The organism is Pseudanabaena sp. 'Roaring Creek', assembly GCF_001402795.1.
In the GTDB taxonomy this organism is placed as follows: Bacteria; Cyanobacteriota; Cyanobacteriia; order Pseudanabaenales; family Pseudanabaenaceae; genus Pseudanabaena.
Window position 1 is genome coordinate 1 of record NZ_LIRE01000250.1, and the last position, 20086, is coordinate 20086.

12 protein-coding genes are annotated in these 20086 nt (G+C 43.8%); 7 read left to right on the forward strand and 5 right to left on the reverse strand.

Annotation, left to right across the window (positions count from 1 at the left end):
- Nucleotides 1–187: 187 nt before the first annotated feature.
- Nucleotides 188–5878 carry a hypothetical protein gene (locus AC805_RS08710; protein WP_055075064.1) on the reverse strand — a complete coding sequence of 1897 codons (5691 nt, stop codon included), beginning with the start codon at nt 5876–5878 and terminating at the stop codon, nt 188–190.
- 214 nt (nt 5879–6092) lie between these two features.
- Between AC805_RS08710 and AC805_RS08715 the strand changes: the two genes are divergently transcribed.
- Nucleotides 6093–6509: a hypothetical protein gene (locus AC805_RS08715; RefSeq protein WP_231662522.1), complete on the forward strand. Its 417-nt coding sequence runs from the start codon at nt 6093–6095 to the stop codon at nt 6507–6509.
- Nucleotides 6510–6728: 219 nt separating this feature from the next.
- On the opposite strand, the gene AC805_RS08720 is transcribed toward AC805_RS08715, so the two are convergent.
- A complete protein-coding gene (locus AC805_RS08720; RefSeq protein ID WP_055075066.1) occupies nt 6729–8342 on the reverse strand; it encodes an iron uptake porin in 1614 nt (537 codons plus the stop codon).
- A gap of 377 nt (nt 8343–8719) precedes the next feature.
- Between AC805_RS08720 and AC805_RS08725 the strand changes: the two genes are divergently transcribed.
- Entirely contained in the window at nt 8720–9409 is a 690-nt protein-coding gene (locus AC805_RS08725; protein WP_055075067.1) for a HEAT repeat domain-containing protein, read from the forward strand.
- 80 nt (nt 9410–9489) lie between these two features.
- Nucleotides 9490–10536: a glucokinase gene (locus AC805_RS08730; RefSeq protein WP_055075068.1), complete on the forward strand. Its 1047-nt coding sequence runs from the start codon at nt 9490–9492 to the stop codon at nt 10534–10536.
- Here the strand turns inward: AC805_RS08730 and pdxH are convergent.
- Complete coding sequence (gene pdxH / locus AC805_RS08735) at nt 10518–11156, reverse strand: pyridoxamine 5'-phosphate oxidase (RefSeq protein WP_055075069.1); 639 nt, start codon at nt 11154–11156, stop codon at nt 10518–10520. The two genes, AC805_RS08730 and pdxH, sit on opposite strands and share 19 nt — an antisense overlap.
- Before the next feature lie 21 nt (nt 11157–11177).
- Nucleotides 11178–11618: a cupin domain-containing protein gene (locus AC805_RS08740; RefSeq protein ID WP_055075070.1), complete on the reverse strand. Its 441-nt coding sequence runs from the start codon at nt 11616–11618 to the stop codon at nt 11178–11180.
- A 318-nt stretch (nt 11619–11936) separates the two neighbouring features.
- Here AC805_RS08740 and AC805_RS08745 point away from each other — a divergent pair, with 318 nt between their 5' ends.
- The 4 genes from AC805_RS08745 to AC805_RS08760 all read left to right on the forward strand — a co-directional run bounded on the left by AC805_RS08745 (nt 11937) and on the right by AC805_RS08760 (nt 18148).
- Complete coding sequence (locus AC805_RS08745; protein WP_055075071.1) at nt 11937–13331, forward strand: AAA family ATPase; 1395 nt, start codon at nt 11937–11939, stop codon at nt 13329–13331.
- On the forward strand, nt 13328–14116 hold the full coding sequence (locus AC805_RS08750; protein ID WP_055075072.1) for a hypothetical protein: 789 nt from the start codon (nt 13328–13330) through the stop codon (nt 14114–14116). Before AC805_RS08745 ends, AC805_RS08750 begins: the two co-directional genes overlap by 4 nt.
- A gap of 89 nt (nt 14117–14205) precedes the next feature.
- Nucleotides 14206–16026, forward strand: coding sequence for a threonine--tRNA ligase (gene thrS / locus AC805_RS08755; RefSeq protein ID WP_055075073.1), 1821 nt, complete (start codon nt 14206–14208; stop codon nt 16024–16026).
- 331 nt (nt 16027–16357) lie between these two features.
- Entirely contained in the window at nt 16358–18148 is a 1791-nt protein-coding gene (locus tag AC805_RS08760; RefSeq protein WP_055075074.1) for a proline--tRNA ligase, read from the forward strand.
- Between the two features lie 195 nt (nt 18149–18343).
- Here the strand turns inward: AC805_RS08760 and AC805_RS08765 are convergent, their stop codons facing one another.
- On the reverse strand, nt 18344–19561 hold the full coding sequence (locus tag AC805_RS08765) for a response regulator (protein WP_009625670.1): 1218 nt from the start codon (nt 19559–19561) through the stop codon (nt 18344–18346).
- Nucleotides 19562–20086 lie beyond the last annotated feature (525 nt).

Here is a 20086-nt window from a genome sequence, read left to right on the forward strand (position 1 = left end):
TATAGTTGTTTTAAATAACTTGTAGACGGGCTTCGACTTCGCTCAGCCCTCGGTGTAAGCTAGCTGAGCGAAGTCGAAGCTGTAGTTTTTATTTAAATTATCTATAATTCTTGGGTTTTATGTCCTAGTACACTTAGCGACAGCTATATAAGGGTGGGCGGCGCAAAGCGCTGCCCATCCCTGTAGTTCACTTTGCAATCGCCATAGTCTTGATTTCAGGAAAAACTAGAGGCTCATTTAAGGTCTGACTCATATTGCCAATAATGGCTTGTAAATAGACCCGTAACTGCTGAAATTTGACCACATTGGGTTGATAAGTACCATCAGTTTCCAGTTCAAACAACCGACCTGCAAATAATTCACTGCTGAGCGTAGGATCTTCCAAAATCACTGCATTTTCGGACTCTTGCCAAGGGAACAAACCTTCAGGTAGATCGCCCTGCAAAATACTTAAAATGCGATCGCGGCAGACTTTGATATTAATTCCGCGTATTTGTAGCTGCTGAAGTAGCTGAGTGGGATTAACTGATTGCGTGAGGTTAAGGCGGCAGATTTCCTGTAACAGGAAGTAATCGGAATATTGCTGACGCGCAATGTCTTGGAGGTGGGGATAAAGGGGTGAAACCGCTAAACCATTTGCCACCACAGAAGTCGCTAGGGGGTCAATACTGGCATTAGGTAGTTTTTGCGCCAGCCACCGTGATAGCAAAGGAATATTCATCGTACTTCCTAATAGCAACACTTGACGGACATCTTCTCCCAAAATTCCCGCATTACTGAGAATTGCATTCAGTTCTCGATTGAGTCGTTGAATAAATGGTTGCAAAATTAAATTTTCCAATTCACGACGCAAGACAACTATCGGTTGCCCCATTAGCTCCTCGTTCCATTCATCAACACCAACATCGCCACCAAATGTTGACTTGATGCGATCGGCTAGTTCTAGCATTTTGCGACCAATATCCGAGCTCAAAAGATATTGCTGAAGGAGAACCCGTTGCGATATAGCCGAAGCACCAACCTCTGGCAAACTCAAGCGATCGAAATTACAGAGATGGCGATTAGGATTGGTAATTAACAACCAATGGGGATAGAACAACTGCACGACAATATCTTGACTAATACTAATTCCTGCATAGTCAAGACTGCGAACATGTAACTTCGAGCGATCCTTAGCATCAGTAAGCCCTTTAGCCAGACAGAGACTGGTCGTAATTGCCCCTGCATCGATCAGTAGCGTTACTTCCTCAGATATCTTCTGATCGTGGACTAGAGACAAAACTGGCGCGATCGCCTGTTCCACTGCCATCACCTGTTCCGCATGATTGACTAATTTTGCTTTCAAAATGGCTTCGCGGACATTGAGAATATAAGTATCTGACCAGTTAGTAGGATAGCCAAAGACCACACTGCTTAGCTTTAATAAAATCAACCCCACATCAGGCAGTTTGGGATGATTGGCGCGAGTTTGGATCTGCTCCAGTAGATTTTTAAGTGCGGCGACAAACCACCGCAAGCTGTTCTGATTCGATATAGACCATTGAATGATTGGTTGCCAAGCACTCACGCCACGATAGGGCAAACCTAATTTGAGAAACTGTTTGAAATGCCCGATCGCAACTTCCCCATTTTCTAAGCCAGCAAGATGCGATCGCTTAGTCAGAACCCGCAGTTCCTTAGCGATCGGATCGTCTAAACTGCGATCGTCTGCCCACACCAGTTGGCATAGCATCTCCTCAGCATCATCTAAGTACAGGGGATATAAACGACCAGTACTCGCATTGAGCAAACTCGCCCTTATGGCGGTACTACCGAAATCCACACCTAAAATCCAAGTATCATCCAGACTATAGACCTCCTTCTCAGGTGGCGTGGGAATTAGGGCTTTACTTTTTGATTCCAATACCAAGGAATCAATATCGAAAACATTTTCGCTCGTATCCGTAATGGGTGCTACCGATGACAAACCCAGTTGTTCGCGACGTTCATCAATTAACGGTTGAGCAAAGTTAAAGGAATTTAAATCCTTTAATAAATTATCCCATTCGCTATCGGCGACGGGAGTATGGGCATCATGCTGAGAATCGGCGAACTCATTAAGCAAGAAGTCTTCCTCAGCTTCCTCAAATTCATTCTCCAAATTCATAAAATCGGAGAGATCTTCAGCAGCCCCTACATTTGCAGGTTCGGGTGAGAGTTTTTTCTCATTAGTATCGGCAAGGTTATTCAGTTTTTCGTTTTCCAAAGAAGCGAAAAACTCATCAGCAGACAATTCAAAAGGTTCCGATGCAATATTATCTTTTGCAATATTATCTTTAGGAATATTATCTTTAGGAATATTTTCAGCTTTGCTGCTACCTGAGGTCTTAGATAGGAGGTTAGACTCGATCTGATCGAGCGCTGCAGTCCAATCATCCTCTTCCGCCTCGGTCTGAGAAGAGTTCATAGGCGGCGCTTCTAGTACTGTTAAAATCTCCTCAGCTACCGCAAATTTAGTCACATCTGCCGTAGGCTCTTCTAGTACCGTTAAGATCTCCTCAGGCACAGCAAATTTAGTCATATCTGCATCGTCCAGCGAGACTATTGAGTCTTCCTGTACAAAGCTTTGCAAAATTGTATCCAACTCTTCTTCGACATCCCTTGACACAAAAGGACTAATCGGCTCTTGGATGGTTGCTGCCCCAGCATCAAGCTTGCTATAGCCCTCCCGTGGGATTACCTGCATGGTGGTATCGTTTTCCTCTAGATCGTCATTTGCAGCATCGAAACCAAATAGAAGGGTATCAAGCTCGCTTTGATGATCTAGGTTGAGATTATTGCTGAGATCGTTACTGAGATCTATGCCGAGATCGTTACTGAGATCTTTGCCGAGATCTAGGTTGAGATCAGTGTTGAGATCGTTGGCGTAGTTATTGCTATAGGTATTGTTATTAGTTGCAAAATTCGTGTTTTCGGATGCCGATTGCACAAATAACTCATCAAGCTCGTCACTAATGGTAAAGGGCTTAGATTGGTTGTATTTAGCGGCATTTTCGGCAATTACTTCCGCAAAAATTGCATCCATATCATCCTCAACCTTTGGCACAGACTTAGGCGCAGTTGATGGGGACTCATCTCCAGCAGTTGTCTCAAAAAGTGAATCAGGATTATCAAAGATCTCAGGAATCTCATTCGATGCCGTCGTCAATGGTGATGCAAATGGCGATGCAAATGGCGATAACTGCAAATCAGCAATATCTACAACAATTTCCGACTGTTCATCGGTGCGATCGGCAAAGGAATTCGCAAAGCTATCAATAAATAAAGTATTTGGATTTTCGATAATTAAAGGTACTTCCAAAGACTCCTTTGATGTATTTGCTAGTTGAGATGGAACAGGCTCACTCGAATCATTAGCAGAAACCTCAATGATAGTGGGATAGGATTGAGATTCCGCAGCTTCCCAATTCGTCAAGGAATAAGGCGTATTACGAATAAACTGATCGAGATTAGCCGCAATTAATGGATCCACTCCCCCCGCATTAAGTTGAGCCAGATCGGAACTTAGTTCATTGACCAATGAGTCTTCCCATTCACCAAATTCCGAAATATCGTTACCTTTATTGGTAAGCAAAATCAGCGATTCATCAGAATCATCGGCGTGATCGTTGCCAGAATTACTAAAGAACTGTTCGATTTTCGCGTCGATGTGACTATCTACACTATCTTTTCTGATAGCATCTAAATTGATTTCCGAAGTAATCGAATTAATTGGGGAATCATTGAAAATTTCTATTTCAGCCAGTGAATCATTAAGCTCGTTCGATTTGGACTGAACTGGCAATTTTGCCATGTCAATAGCTTCATTACCCAACCAAGATAATAAATCCTCATCCGCAGACACATCGACGAGGTTAGTTAATACAGGACGTTTATTCGTTTCCTCTAACCATTGCAGCAGTTCGGGATTGTCAATTAATTCGCCAGAATCGCTAACTACATCTTTATCATTCGCGTCATTCGCGGAAAAATTTAAAGCTAGTAACTCAAAATCATGCTCTTCACCTTCTTTTGCTATTGCCGATCGCGGTATGTCGAAGGTCTCTACAAGTTGGGTAGCCGCTTCCACATCAAAATCAGGATTCAACTCACGGGCGGCGATCGCACTTTGAGGATCGAGAATAATACTTGTGCCAAAACCAGCTAGATCGATTAAGGGATCAGGGGCTAGATCCGTAGCAGTCTGCTCGTCAGAAGCTAGTTGAACTGGTTGCTCAAATAAAGTATCCGATGAAGCTCCTAAGATACTTTCCAGTTCAAAAACTTCCGAGCCAAGCATCGTCTCTGAAGTATCTACAACCCGATCTTCAGATGTAGGAATTGAAGATTGGGTAGTTTGCGCAGGCAAGTCTAAATCTAGCTCTGGCGTTAATGAGCCCAGAGCGCTGTCCCCATCACCAGAAATTGCCATGTCCAGTAAGGCAATTTCAGAGTTTGAAGCGGCAAAGGGCTCACTAAATTTTTCACCAAGTTCATTAAATTCACTAAGTTCACTAAGTTCACTAAGTTTTTCGGCGGAAGGCTCGGGGATCTTTTCGCCAAACTTATCTCCCGCTAATAAAGCATCGATCAAATTTTCATCAGCAGGTTCGGAAAAAGTTTCAAGGTATCGGGCGGGAATATCGTCGGGCAGTTCGGGCAATATATCCACTTCATGAAGTTCTCGATCGGAGCCCTGTGGTACTTGATCTGACTGTTGCCCAATCCGCTCGACTAACGCATTAATTAAAGCTTCTCCCTTCTGCTCGAGGGTTTCCATATGCCCAAGTTTGGCAGAGATCGATGTTTGATATCCTTGGATTTCCTGTTCTAAGGAACGAAAAGTAGTATTAAACATTTCATCAAGATGCATCAGGAAGCGATCGGTTTGCTCCTGCACCCTGTTGACAAATTCTGCGGGTGGGGTTTCTGAGACGGGATTAACTGGTACCACCGCAGATAGATTAGCTAAATTATTTTGAAGGCTTTGGGAAAGGGTCTGATTAACACTTTCTGCAACAGTTGTTGCCATTGTTTGCTGCATTGTTTGCTGTAGAGAATCAGAAATCTGATCTCGCACGTAATTATCAACCGATTGCAGAGACCGATCCAATGCTTCTTGCTGTGTAGCTTGAAATTCTTGAAACTGTCGCATCCAAGTTACGCGATCGGCTTCTAACTGCGAAATTTCAGCATTAAGTTTTTGCTTTTGTTGATTTAAGGTTATTAATTCTTGACTTATTTGCGATCGCTGTTGAGATTCGACAATTTTATTTAAGTTAGCGGATATTTCACCCACCATCAGCGCTCTCTCTACTGCGAGCGTTTGACTAACTGCTTGTTGGACTGACTCTTTGACAACTTGTTGCAATGTCTGCTGAATTGCTTGCTGAAGCGAAGCAATCAGTCGATCGTTGACAAATGAATTGGACTCAGGTGTACCATTCGTCATTATGCTATTCTCCTTTGTCAAGTTAGATTCAGTGCCAAATAGGTTGCTAACTACTGGGCTAACTAATAGGGGTGACGATGTCTCTAGTTTATCTGTTTTAAATTTTCCTGTGCCATCTTCTTGGATATTTATACCATCAAGCCCGTACAGCTCTCCATTCCCGTCACGGTTAGTTAACTCACTTGACTGTGTTTGCCCCTGTAGGCGCGTTACTAAAGCCTGATATTGCTGCTCCAAATTACCCAGTAGCGAGTCATCGGTTAAGCCCTCAAGATGCGATCGCAACTGTTTTAGCTCCTCTCTCTGATGGATCGTATCTGGGGATGCTTTTTTAGACACCGAGCGCACTGGTCGGCTAAGCAATGTATTGATTTCATCAATCAAACTATTAATCAGTACTTTTGACATAACACCCCCTACAAGACCTCCATAATGACAGCTTAGGGTAATTTAAATAACTACCAAAATTTGTTGACAAAATTGATAGGCAAATAGGCTCCTAAATGAGCTACACTCTAAAGCCAAATTTGTTAGCAGACAATAGCACACATCTTTCCCAGTTTTTTGCTAATATCTTGGCGATTTTTCTATAATTTTTTGTGAGTTTCTGGCGAAGATGACTATGAAAAACAAATCGCATGTTTCTCCGACTTGTTCTATGGCTCCGCCATTACTTAGATTCACTAACTACTTACTGCTATCAGCGATCGCAACTTTATCAACGATGGTGATCGCTGGTGCTGGGTTTGCAGAGCGTCGCGAGGTAGATATTCGCCTACTAGTGAATCAAGATGAGGGTTTTACTGTGATGACCCGCAAAGCCGAAATACTAGCGCGATCGGCAGCTCAACGTACCTTTGACCGCGAAGTTTTGGTTTCTGATGTATCGGTTAAGGTTACCGCGCAAAATCTCAATCAAGATCAAGCAGCAATTATTCTCCAAATGATCGTGTCCCGCCGCGATTGGGCGAGTCGTCCTGACCCGAAGATATGGTCAACCTACTTTCCAATGGCAAAAGCCCTTCTGGGTATTCAATAAAATTAAGGGCTGCGATATCCGCAGCCCTTAATATGAAATTTGATATCTATAGCAATGTAAGGTTTGCCTAAAACATACAGCAATTATCGAACTAACTACAAAGACATATTTGAAAGCGTTGCTTCGCAATGCTTTCAAATATGTCTTTGGTTTTGGGTTTTCCAGCTATAAAAAAGGGGGACGTATAACGTCCCCCTTTTTTATTTATTCAAACCGATACTAGAACGAGAATACAGTTCTCAAAGTACCAACAAAAATGGTAGCGCCAGATGTGTTGTTAGGATTGAAGATGAATTGAACATCAGGAGTGATGCGAATATTGTTGGTTACAGGGAAGTTGTAGAAAGCTTCCAAGTTGGTTTGACTTGCGTTGCCAACATTGCTGTCAATGAAAGGCTGACCAACAGCGATCGCTGCCATTGCACCTTCCTTGAACAAGTCAGGGAATGCAAGCCCAGCCATCCAAGTTTGAGGGCTGAGGTTACCTGCGGTGGTGGTATTTGTACCAGTGAACAGAGTACGGGTGTAAGCTGCGGTAGTAGCACCAATACCACGGTTATCAATGGTACCAAAGCCATAACGACCAAATATAGCAATACCCTTAGTGAACTTCCACTCTAGGTTTACACCAGCAGCATTGACGTTAGCATTGTTGACAGCACCATTGGTATACTGCAACTTGATGGCGAAAGGCTTGTCACCATTAGCATTCTTAGGAGCAAATTCAAGTTCGCCAGTTAATTGATAGGCATCGCCGAATAGACCACCATTGGTAACACCATTGGTAGCAGCTTGGGCTCCGTTACCAGCTAAGTAAAGGGCGCGGGCGGTGAAAGAACTCTTACCGATGTTCCAGTCAATCGCAGCACCAGCTCCACCTGTTTGACCATTCACCAAAACCATTAGAGGGTTGTTGATGAAGAAAGTGGATGCAAAGTCTGCGGATTCATCATTAGCGTAGCTGTTGGTATCGATGTGATCGTAAGCATGCATCACTGGACCTAGGGAGATGCGAGCATCGCCAAGGTTAAAGTCGTAGCGCAGTTTAGCAAGGACGAAGTTAGAACCACCTGTCAAACCTGTATAGTCTTGACCGTAGGTTTGGAAACCAATATTGCTGCTCACACCATTTGTACCAGTGGTCGAGCCAGCACCAAATACACCAGGAATGCTCTGAGTTCCGTTACCAACTTCTAATCTGGTTTTCAATAGGTCGCTACCTGTGAAGCTGGTGTTCAGGTCTAAGCGAACCCGACTAGAGACGAAGATATTGCTATTGCTAGGAGTGCCCGAATTTCCACTGCCACCCTGTACGGAGAAAATGGCACTTCCCGAAAGCTTGGTGGTGGTGGAGAACTGTTGAGCTTCGAGCTTAGCAACCTTAGCGTCAAGAGCGTCTACACGTCCGCGAAGGGTAGCGAGTTCAGCCGCAAACTCTTCTTGAAGCTTTTGCAGGGTAGCGAGATCAGCCTTGCTTACCTTGTCAGCAAGCCCTGCGGAGATAATTTCGTTAATCTTGTCTAAACAAGCATTTAAACCTGCGGCGAACTCATAACGGCTGGTAGCTTGCTTACCACGGAAAGTACGATCAGGGTAACCAGCGATACAACCGTAACGCTCTACCAAGGACTGCAATGCGGTGAAAGCCCAGTCGGTAGGCTTAACATCGCTAAGTTGAGATACCGAAGTTACGTTTTGAGCAACTGGATCATTATTGATAGCTTGGCTAACTTGAGAAACGCCAGTTTCAGCAAAGGCAGGTGTTGCTGCAACAGCACCAATAACACCCAAAAGACCAAGGCTTCCAGCTAGATTCAAAGATACTTTTTTCATCATTCCACTCCTCACGAGAGTAAATTTTAATTTGTGTAATATGTCAGTATGTAACTAAGTTAACTTCCGACCCTTACGCTATCGATATTACGAACTTAACTTTAGCAGATAATTTAGATGTCTATGTAGTCGGTAGAACTATTTGAAAGATGTTAGTCTATTACCGTAGATAATACTAGATTAAGTTACATAAGATATTAACGTAGTTACAAGATAACACAGCTAGTTTACATATTTGGTCATCCCATCGGGTTATCTTGCGAATCGCGTAAAAATAAGCGGTTAGTAAGCGATTAGTATTAGTCAGGACTAGGCGCAAACCCATCCCAACCTTAGTGTAGCGATCGCTATACTTAAGTTTTTAGCCTGAGCTTTTTATGTCTTTACCCGATCAAACGCCAGATTTACCAGATTTAAGTGACATTGCCCGCCAACTAGATAGTAACAATTCCCGCGATCGCCTCCGCGCCTTAGTTTCGCTGAGGGATCTATCGCCCGATGAAGCAGTGCCTTTAATCTTGAAAGTGATTGACGATGAAAACCTCCAAATCCGCTCGATGGCAGTATTTGCCCTAGGACTAAAGCATACGGAGGATTGTTTTCCAGTATTAGCCAGAATTCTAGAAACCGAAAATGATTATGGGATTCGTGCTGATGCCGCAGGGGCGATGGGATATTTACAGGACAATCGGGCGGTCGAACCTTTGCTTAGGACTTTTTATGAGGATACGGAGTGGCTGGTGCGGTTTAGCGCAGCCGTATCTCTGGGAAATTTAGGTGATATTCGCGCCTACGATGCTTTAATTCAAGCCTTAGATAGCGACGAAACAATGCTGCATCAAGCGGCGATCGCGGCTTTAGGTGAGGTAGGCGATCTGCGTTGTGTGGATCAAATTTTGCGATTTGCTCAGTCTGAGGATTGGTTGACCAGACAGAGATTAGCCGAGGCTTTGGGGCATTTAAAATGTGAAAAGAGTCTGTCAGCCTTAAACTACCTAATTAAAGATCCCCATCCACAAGTTGCATCGGCCGCAAAATTTGCGATCGAGCGGATTAATCCCAATTAATATAGTGTCGGTGCTTTGCACCGACACTATATTAATGATGGCAAGATAAATTTGCGATCGGCAATCAAGGGTAATTAAATATGACAGTGATTTTAGCGGGTGATATTGGTGGGACTAAAACCCTTTTACGTTTAGCCCAAAAAAATGCCGATGGATTTTCGATCCTGTTTGAAAAGCGTTTTGCGGGGGCTAGCTATGCTAGTTTCTCGGATGTTTTAAGAGAATTTCTTGCTAACGCCCAAAATCATCTGGGCGATCAACCAACGTTATCATCGGCTTGCTTTGGGATTGCTGGCCCCGTCCGCGATCGCCGATCGCAGTTAACCAATCTCGGTTGGTCTTTTGATAGCGATCGCCTTGCCGAAGAATTTAATATTGCTAACGTGAGTTTGATTAATGATTTTGTGGCGGTTGGCTATGGTGTTTTAGGATTACAGCCCCATGATTTGCATACATTGCAGGATGGGCAAACTGCCAACCAAGCCCCCATTGGTGTCATTGGTGCGGGGACAGGATTGGGTGAAGCATTTTTGGCATGGAATGGCGATCGCTATGAGGTGTATCCCACCGAGGGCGGACATACGGATTTTGCCCCCAGAAATGCCTTAGAAATTGAATTATTGCAATATCTACTCAAGCGCCACGATCGCGTATCGATAGAGCGCGTCGCTTCAGGAACGGGAATTGTGGCAATTTATCAGTTTTTGCGCGATCGCGCCGCTGCCCCTCCTGAATCCGCAGAAATTGCCGAAAAAGTTCGGCTCTGGGAATCGGGAGATACGGATTCGGGCGCGGCATCGGCGATCGCTGAAGCTGCATTGGCTAATTGTGGAGTTAATAGTGAGACTAATATCGATCGCCTAGCCACGCAGACAATGCAAATGTTTGTAGAGGCTTATGCTGCCGAAGTTGGTAATTTAGCTTTGAAATTAATTCCGAATGGGGGCTTATATATTGCGGGTGGCATTGCTCCCAAAATATTGCCTTTACTCCAAGACGGAACGTTTTTGCAGATTCTCAAAACCAAAGGAAGAGTCAGCCCTATTTTAGAAGACATTCCCATTCATATCGTGCTGAATCCTGAAGTGGGACTAATTGGAGCTATGCTTTATGGGGCGAGCCTCTGAATTTGCCATGATTGATCTTCTTGGGAAGTATATAGAAAGCGATCGTGTAAGCGATTGGTACAACCTTGCCAGAACTCAAAGCTATCGGGAACAACCCGATATCCTCCCCAAAAATCAGGCAAAGGAATTTCTCCATCTAAAAACTTTTGTTTAATCTGTTCAAATTGCATTAGCAAAAGTTGTCGAGAAGAAATTACGGAGCTTTGCTGAGAGCTCCAAGCACCCAATTGGCTACCTCTAGGACGAGAGGTAAAATATGCTAATGATTCGGCTGTAGTCACTTTTTCGGCTGTTCCTGTAATATGTACTTGCCTTTGGAGAGGCAACCAAGTAAACAGAATTGAAACTTTAGGATTTATCTCAATTTGACGAGCTTTCCGACTTTCATAATTGGTAAAAAATACTAATCCATCGCTATCAAAATATTTTAGTAATACTGTCCGCATAAATGGCTGACCTTGCGCGGAAACTGTCGATAGGGTCATCGCGTTGGGTTCTAACAACTCAGCATTACAAGCTTGCTGAAACCATTTTTCAAATTGTTTAAAGGGATCGTCATCCAGATCCTTGCGTCTTAGTTCCCCTTTTTTATAATCTTCTCTTAAGGCATGAATATCCATTTTTAACTACTCAAGTTTTAACTAATCAATATTGGGATTGTAAAGATTGGGATTGTAAAGAACGACATTTTCTTGCTCGTTAGGATCGTTGCGGGAAACGATCGCATGGGCTGGCTCGGTATCACTAAGATTATGAGGTTGATGGGGGACACCTGCGGGAATAAACAGGAAATCACCAGCTTCATTAATTACCGATTGACTCAGCCCTTGACCATAGCGAGTTTCTACGCGACCCTTGACCAAATAAATAGCAGTCTCATAATCACGATGAAAATGTGGCTCGGCTGCACCACCTGCGGGAATAATCACCAAATTCATCGAGATTCCCTTTGCTCCTGCCGTAGCACCAGAGATCCCCACAAAATAGGGCAGCTTTTGCAATGTGGAGGTTTCGCGATCGGGACGTACTGTGATGATTTGGTTTGAGTAGTCGGGTAATTGCTCAGAATCAGAATTAACCATAGCAATTGGAAATAGTTTTTTGTGTTTAGCAGTACTTGCTACAAGTACTAATTACATCCTTAATCATATACTTATCAAAATAAAGTTAAAATGGCTTCCTAAAATTAAGTTTGCTATATTGCAAATCAAAAAGACCAAAAGAAAAGATCAAAAGATCACGGCATCAAGTTAAGAAGACAATTGCAGTAAAGCCCAGCGAAAGTAAACCTAGCGCTAAATCATCCTTGTCAGCCATCATTTTTCTGCTAGATCGTGCATCTGTTAAGATACCAATATCTAGATAGTTAGCTCGCGCATCGGGTTTCTCACTCAAAAGTCATGACCAACCAGCAAAAAAAATATACCCGTGGCAAAAAATCTACGGCATCGAACAGCGATCTCCCCCCTGCATATTTCCTGTCGTTGGAAGTAGAAAATGTCCTTTGCTTTAAAGGAAAGCAAGAGCTTAAGCTTTGCGATAGCAATGGCAATCCTGCACAGTGGACAGTTATTTTAGGTAATAACGGAGTCGGAAAGACAACCCTTCTACGTTGCCTAAATCGAATGGAGTTAATATTAGATAATTCCGCAATTGCTGCTTTTCCTTTTCGATTAAGTGCAAATCAAGATAGTGAAACATTGCAGGAATTAGAAGTATTAAGGTCAAATAGAGCAGTAATTCGCACTAAAATCGTTAGTGGTAATAGTCTTTCAGAAATCAAATCAAATCGTTGCGAAAAATCAATTGAACATTCATTTAAATCTATGGTGGGATATGCTCTAGAAGGACAACGTAAAGAACTATGTGGTTTAACTTGCTATGGCTATGGAGCGACTCGGAAAATGGGAAAAACATTTCTAAGTGAGAGTTTATCTTCTGACAATTCGGCAAGTCTTTTTTCGGATAATGCCACACTGATTAATGCCGAAGAATGGCTGCTACAAACTGATTATGCTATTAAAGCTACGCCATCTAAAAAGGGTCTTCTTCATTCTGCTGCATCTCATGTTCGCCGAGAGAAACACTACAACCAGATTTTCGAGGTTCTAAAAAGCATCTTGCCAGATGTAGAGGATATTCGTATTGAATTAGATGAAGATATAGAACGTCCAATAGCGAAGTTTCTAACACCTTTTGGTTGGGTGCGTTTGTCTAGCTTAGGCTTGGGATATCGAACCACGATCGCTTGGATGGTCGATTTAGCAGTGAGATTGTTTAAACGTTATCCTGATAGCGAAGATCCGCTTGCTGAACCAGCGATTGTCTTAGTTGATGAGATTGACTTGCATATGCATCCAAAATGGCAAAGGGATATTATGCAATTTCTGACCGATCGCTTCCCAAACACACAATTTATTGTTACCGCCCATAGTCCACTCGTAGTTCAAGCCGCACAGGAGGCAAATATTGTCTTGTTACGACGAGAAGGCGATCGCGTAGTGATTGATAACAATCCAGAAATTATTGACAACTGGCGAGTTGATCAAGTCCTGACCAGTGTTTTTGAAATTCCATCAGCAAGACCGCCTCAAATTGAAAAATTGTTAGCTGAAAGACAAGAGATCCTCTCGAAACCAAAGATCTCTAAAGCGGATAAAGCAAAATTGAAGGAATTGGAAGAAAAAATCGGTGCTTTGCCAACTGCCGAAACTCCAGACGACATCAAAGCGATGGATATTATTCGTCGTGCTGCTAAGTTATTAGAAAAATCTGGCGTGGAGGTAACTGAGTGATTCGGATTCGCAAACCCAAAACACCACCAGAAAAACTCGCTACAGATGGTAAACAAAAACGACGATCTCATTGCATCTCATATTCTCGTAATCCCTCAGCCTACGAAACGGGAACAAAAAAAATTAAATTTGATGACAATATCTATGCCCATAAAACCGTCAAGCAAGCACTAATGGACGCACAACATCGAAAATGCTGTTTTTGCGAACGCCGAATTGGGACTGATGGCGATGTCGAACATTTTCGCCCGAAACAAGCCTATAAACAAGCAACTGGCGAATCTCTAAAATATCCAGCTTACTACTGGCTGGCTTATGAATGGGAAAACCTCTATCTTGCTTGTACTGGTTGCAACCAAAGACATAAACAAAACTTATTTCCATTACAAAATCCACTTGAGAGAGCTACTAACCACAAACAGAAAATTGAGCAGGAGCAACCCTTATTTATTGATTTTGGCAAAGAAAATCCTGAAGATTTTATCGGTTTTAGAGGAGTGATTGCTTATGCGATTGAAGGCAATCAGAGAGGGCAAATAACAATTGATTTGCTAAAACTAAACAATCGGGCGCTACCAGAAGCAAGACTCGAAAAGCTGCAAGCATTAAGGGGATTAAATCAAGTTTTATTGTTAGCTAAGCAAAGACCGAATGACCAAGAATTTCAAGAATTGGCAAAGGAAGCCGAGGACATTCTAGAAAAAGCTATTTGGGATAGTGCTGAATTTGCGGCAGCGGCTCGTTGTGCAATTAATGCGAAATTTCAGGAGTCAGAGCTAATTTGAACCTCTAATGCAATAAAAAAGTTAAGATGGTAAACTCTAAGTAAAATTTTTGTAACTCTTGTAATAAATTAAGGTCACGACATCAAGTTATGGATGCAGTTGCAGTAAAGCCCAGCGATATTAAACCTAGTGATATTCTGCGGCAAGCCGATACCGAAAAACTAGCGCGGATTCGCCACACTTGCTCCCATGTGATGGCGATGGCAGTTCAAAAGTTATATCCCGATGCTAAGGTGACTATCGGCCCTGCAACTGAGAATGGCTTTTATTACGACTTCGATCGCAAAGAGCATTTTACCCCCAGTGACTTAAAGGCGATCGCTAAGGAAATGAAGCGGATCATCAAGTGGAATCAACCCCTTGTGCGTCAGGAATTACTCCGTCCTGAGATGCTTACCGAAATCGAGAAACTTAACGAGCCTTACAAAATTGAGTTGCTAGCTGCCATTCCTGAAGGGCAAAATATTAGTCGCTATTTCATCGGCGATCCAGAGAAATTTGAAAAACAGCCTTGGTGGGATTTATGTGCTGGCCCCCACCTAGATGCTACTGGCGATATTAATCCCGATGCCTTTGCCCTCGAAAGCATTGCAGGAGCCTACTGGCGCGGCGATGAAAAAAATCCCATGCTGCAACGGATTTACGGCACGGCATGGGAAACCCCTGAACAATTACAGGCATATCATGCCATGCTCGAAGAAGCCAAACGCCGCGATCACCGCACCATTGGTAAAGATTTGCAACTATTCAGTATTCAAGAAGATGCTGGTGGTGGCTTGGTATTCTGGCATCCCAAGGGGGCTATCATCCGTAATACCATCGAAACCTTCTGGAAAGAAACTCACGTTCAGAATGGTTACGAGTCAGTCACCACGCCTCACATGGCAAATTTAGACCTGTGGAAGATCTCAGGGCATAACGACTTCTATCGCGAAAGTATGTTTCAGCCGATGGAAGTGGAACATCAGGTTTATCAGCTAAAGCCGATGAACTGTCCCTTCCATGTGTTGATTTACAAAGATACGCTCCATTCCTACAAAGAGTTCCCGATTCGCTATGCTGAGTTGGGTACGGTATACCGTTATGAGCGCTCTGGCACCATGCATGGTTTGATGCGTGTACGCGGCTTTACCCAAGATGATGCTCACATCTTCTGTACGGAAGAACAAATCGAATCAGAAATCCTCGGCGTTCTCAATCTTGCGGAATTGATTCTCTCCACCTTTGGTTTTGAGAATTATGAGATCAATCTCTCTACCCGTCCTGAAAAATATGTCGGTTCCGATGCGATCTGGGAGAAATCTACGGAAGCTCTTAAGCAAGCACTTAATCACAAGGGCTGGGACTATGTGGTTGATGAAGGTGGCGGCGCTTTCTATGGGCCAAAGATCGATATCAAGATCGAAGATGCGATCGGTCGTCGTTGGCAATGTTCCACGATTCAGTTAGATTTCAACTTGCCCGATCGCTTCAAGATGGAATATGTCGGTGAGGACGGTGTGCGCCATCAACCGATCATGATTCACCGTGCGCTTTTTGGTTCCGTCGAGCGTTTCATTGGCGTATTGATTGAGAACTATGCGGGTGACTTCCCCCTCTGGTTAGCGCCAGTACAAGCAAAATTGATTGCCGTCTCTGATGGACAAATGGAATATGCCGAGCAAGTTGCTGCCCAAATGAGAACCGCAGGCTTGCGCGTGCAGCTAGACCATAGCGGCGATCGCATGGCAAAGCAAATCCGCAAAGCCGAGATGGATAAAATCCCCGTGATGGCAGTCATCGGCGCGAAGGAAGTCGAATCAGGAACCCTCAGCATCCGTAGCCGTAAGCATGGTGAACTAGGCGCGATCGCCATTGATGAGGTGATTAGCAAAATGCAAGCAGCAATTAGCGATCGGACTTGGTTCTAACTTGTTTCTAAATTGTTTCTTATAGCAATTATCGATCAAAGGAACCACAAGGAAATTCTTGAAAGCGTTGCTTCGCAAAGCTTTCAAGAATTTCCTTGGTTTGGGTTTGAGCGCAATGCACTGTAAGTAAAGCGGATATTATGCTAAGGATGGGCGGCGCTTTGCGCCGCCCATCCTTACCTAGTGACTGTAGTTATAATACTGAATTTTTAGGAGATCGCCTCCGCCTTAAACACCAATGCCCCAAGTCCTGATATGATCGTCAGGCAGAATCACCGTTAACAGATTAACGAATTTCTAGCGAACATCCCTACCGAACATCTCCAGCAATATGCGTCTATCTCAAATGCTCTGGGTCACTCTGCGTGAAGACCCTGCCGAAGCAGAACTCACAAGTCACAAATTATTATTGCGTGCGGGCTACATCAGGCGCGTAGGTTCGGGCTTATATGTGTACTTGCCACTCATGTGGCGCGTTTTGCAAAAGATCTCGGCGATCGTGCGCGAAGAGATGAACGATACGGGAGCGCAAGAATGCCTGTTAACGCAACTACAACCAGCAGAACTGTGGCAAGAGTCGGGACGTTGGGATACCTACACCAAAGCCGAAGGGATCATGTTTGCCCTCACCGATCGCGCCAATCGTGAAGTTGGCTTAGGTCCCACCCATGAAGAAGTTATTACGGCGATCGCTAGGGATACGATCCGTTCCTATCGCCAACTCCCCCAGCATTTATATCAAATCCAAACCAAGTTTCGCGATGAGATTCGTCCTCGTTTTGGCTTGATGCGCGGTCGCGAATTCATCATGAAGGATGGCTACTCTTTTCATGATAGCGAAGAGAGCCTCAAGGAAACCTATTACGTCATGGATCGCGCCTATCGGAAGATGTTCGATCGCTGCGGTCTTAAATTCCGTGCTGTCGAGGCAGACTCAGGAGCGATCGGCGGTTCGGGTTCGCAGGAATTCATGGTTCTTGCCGAAGCTGGGGAAGATGACATTCTCTTTACCGAAGATGGTAGCTACGCTGCCAATGTGGAAAAAGCTGTATCTTTACCCCCCGATGCAGTTCCTTCGCATTTCGACAAGTTTGAAAAAGTACATACTCCCAAAGCTGGCACAATCGAGGCTGTGGGTAAAATGCTGAAATGCGACCCCACCCAAGTAGTCAAACAAGTTCTTTATCAAGTCATCTATGACAATGGCACAACGGTTTTAGTCCTAGTCAGCATTCGCGGCGATCGCGATGTCAATGAGGTGAAGTTGCAGAATGAGCTAACCAAGTTAGCAGGTAACTACGGTGGTAAAGCCATTATCAACCTCCAAGTTGCCGATGCCGAATCTCAGCAAAAATGGGCGCATTCTAAACTCCCGCTCGGTTTCATTTCCCCAAGTCTGGATGATTCCTATATTGATAAGAGTTCGGGAGTTAACCCTAAATTGCTGCGTTTAGCCGATCGCACCGCTGCCGATCTACAGAACTTTGTCACGGGAGCGGATGAATCCGACTATCACGTAGTCGGTGCAAATTGGGGCAAGGATTTCCCCTTGCCTGCCGTTGTAAATCTCGATAAGGCAAAAGCAGGCGATCGCGCTGTTCACGATCCTTCCCAAATCTTGCAAACTGCCAGAGGCATCGAAGTCGGGCATATCTTCCAATTGGGAACCAAATATTCCAAGGCGATGAAGGCAACTTACACCAACGAACAAGGCGAAGAATTGCCGCTCGTCATGGGTTGCTATGGCTTAGGTGTATCGCGTCTCGCTCAAGCGGCGGTCGAGCAGTCCTACGACAAAGATGGCATTATCTGGAACAAAGCGATCGCTCCCTATCATGCGATCGTCACCGTACCGAATATTGGCGATGTCAAGCAAATGGAGGTTGGCGAAAAGCTATACGATGCCCTCAAGACTGCGGGTATAGAGGTCTTACTCGACGATCGCGACGAGCGGGCTGGCGTAAAGTTTAAGGATGCCGATCTCGTTGGTATTCCCTATCGAGTAGTCACGGGTAAAGCGATCGCCGATGGCAAAGTGGAAATTGTCAATCGAGCTACCAAGGTCGCGACTTTAGTTGAGATTGATGCCGTAGTTGCCTACTTACAAAGCGAACTAAGTTAACATCAGTTCGGGTTAAACTGGCAAATCTTAAAAGCCCAAAAGCAAAAGCCTTGCGTAGCAAGGCTTTTGCTTTTGGGCTTTGAGAAAGGGTTTGCGTAGCAAACCCTTTCTCAAAGCCAATTTAAAATTATCCCGAACTCACAAAAATTCAGAGGTTATGCCGCACAGCGTGCGGCATAGCCTCTAATTTAAATTTTATTCCTCAAGTTGCTTCATTTCTTGATTGGAAGTTAGCAGATACTTATTCACTTCTTCGCCAATTTTATCGTTACCCGCAGTTTTAGAGATAAATGAAGTGGCTCCCACCAGCTTCGCTCTAAAGCGATCGATTAACGAATCATTACTCGTCAAAATGAGAATTGGCGTGTCCTTAAAATCTGGAATTCGCCGAATTTGAGCGCAGAGTTCATAGCCACCAACGATTGGCATGACTAAATCCAAAATAATCATCTCTGGTTTATATTCCACAAGTAAAGGCAATACGTTAATAGAATCGCGAATTCCTAGGAAGCCAAAACCGAAGCCTCTCACAATCTGTTCGATAGTCGCACATACTTGATTGCTATCATCGACACAGGCGATCAGCGGTCTTGACATCATTTCTATTCTTTTCGGTTTACTATGGCTCTTATCAGGCAATTGGGCAGGTTCGTTTACTTCATTGAGGGAAAGCGAAGCAATGGGCGATTGAATATCACTAACTTCCACTAGCCCGACCATACCACGGTGATAATAAGCCATTAACGATTGCACGAGGGTTAGTAAATCCTTTTTCATCCATGTCGATAACTCCCGTAGCGATCGCCTACCATCGAGAATGGTAATCAAGGTTTTATAGGTCAAATCCGAGGCTTCTTCCTTAAGCTGTCCAGGTCTTTTGATCCAAGGGGCAAGATTGGGGGAGAAATCGGCAACTCCCGCTTTACGCCATGTCAGCCACTCTTGTCGGGCATACTCGATCGCATGTTCGGCATGGATCAGGGAGATGACAGGAGTTAGCTCATCTTCAAAATCACAATAGTAGGTAATCTTATCGTTAGCGGCACATTGGATGATATCAAATAGTACTTCTTGAACAAAACCTTCAATAATTGGCGTGATTTGTTCGCGGGTAATCACCATCCTCTTCATTAAAATGACTAGTACGTGATAGTCCCAGAGTCTCAACTCTTCAACGGTACGAAAGGAAATTTTATTAAAGTCTATCTGTAGCTTATACTGCCCCATCAGTCTACGCCAACGGCGGTGACTATGAGCCCCACCCGTAGCCCACACTAACCTACCATGACAATAGTAGATACTCCATTTGTAATCTTTGACACTATGCAGTTCCAGCTTGCCCGTAAACTGCTTGCGACCATAGCCACGTAACTGTTCAACAAGGCTATAAACAGCTAGATTATCTGTATCCATGCGTCGTCTACACGTCCTATGAGATAGAGCTTTATTGTTTCAAAGACGGAAAAATTTACTTTTTGACTTTATTTCAAGATATGCAAGATAGGCTTGCTATTAAAAGCATACCCCTGACAAACTTATACTCATAAAGAATACAGCAATTCCCATTATCAAATCGTTTTTTGAGTTGTCGGCTAGCAATTCCTAGCATTTAATCAATTTTACTGATCGGTTTGTTGATCGATTTGTTGATCGGTTTGTTGATCGGTTTATACCAATTCACCGAAGTGAGCCAACACTTCAGTGAATTAAAAACCAAACCCAGTAAGATTTTGAGATTTCCAAAATGGCAATGCCATTTTGGAAATTGGTATTACTGACTGGTTGGGATTATGGCATCTGTTAATTTCGTAGTGAAAAGCGCCTCAAGAGAGTTGCATCTAGATATCTCAAATATAAATAGTTTAGGAGGAAACCTATTTTATGGCGAATTTTTCCCCAACTATAGCAGTCCTCAATCATTTGTAGATTTTTGGGTTT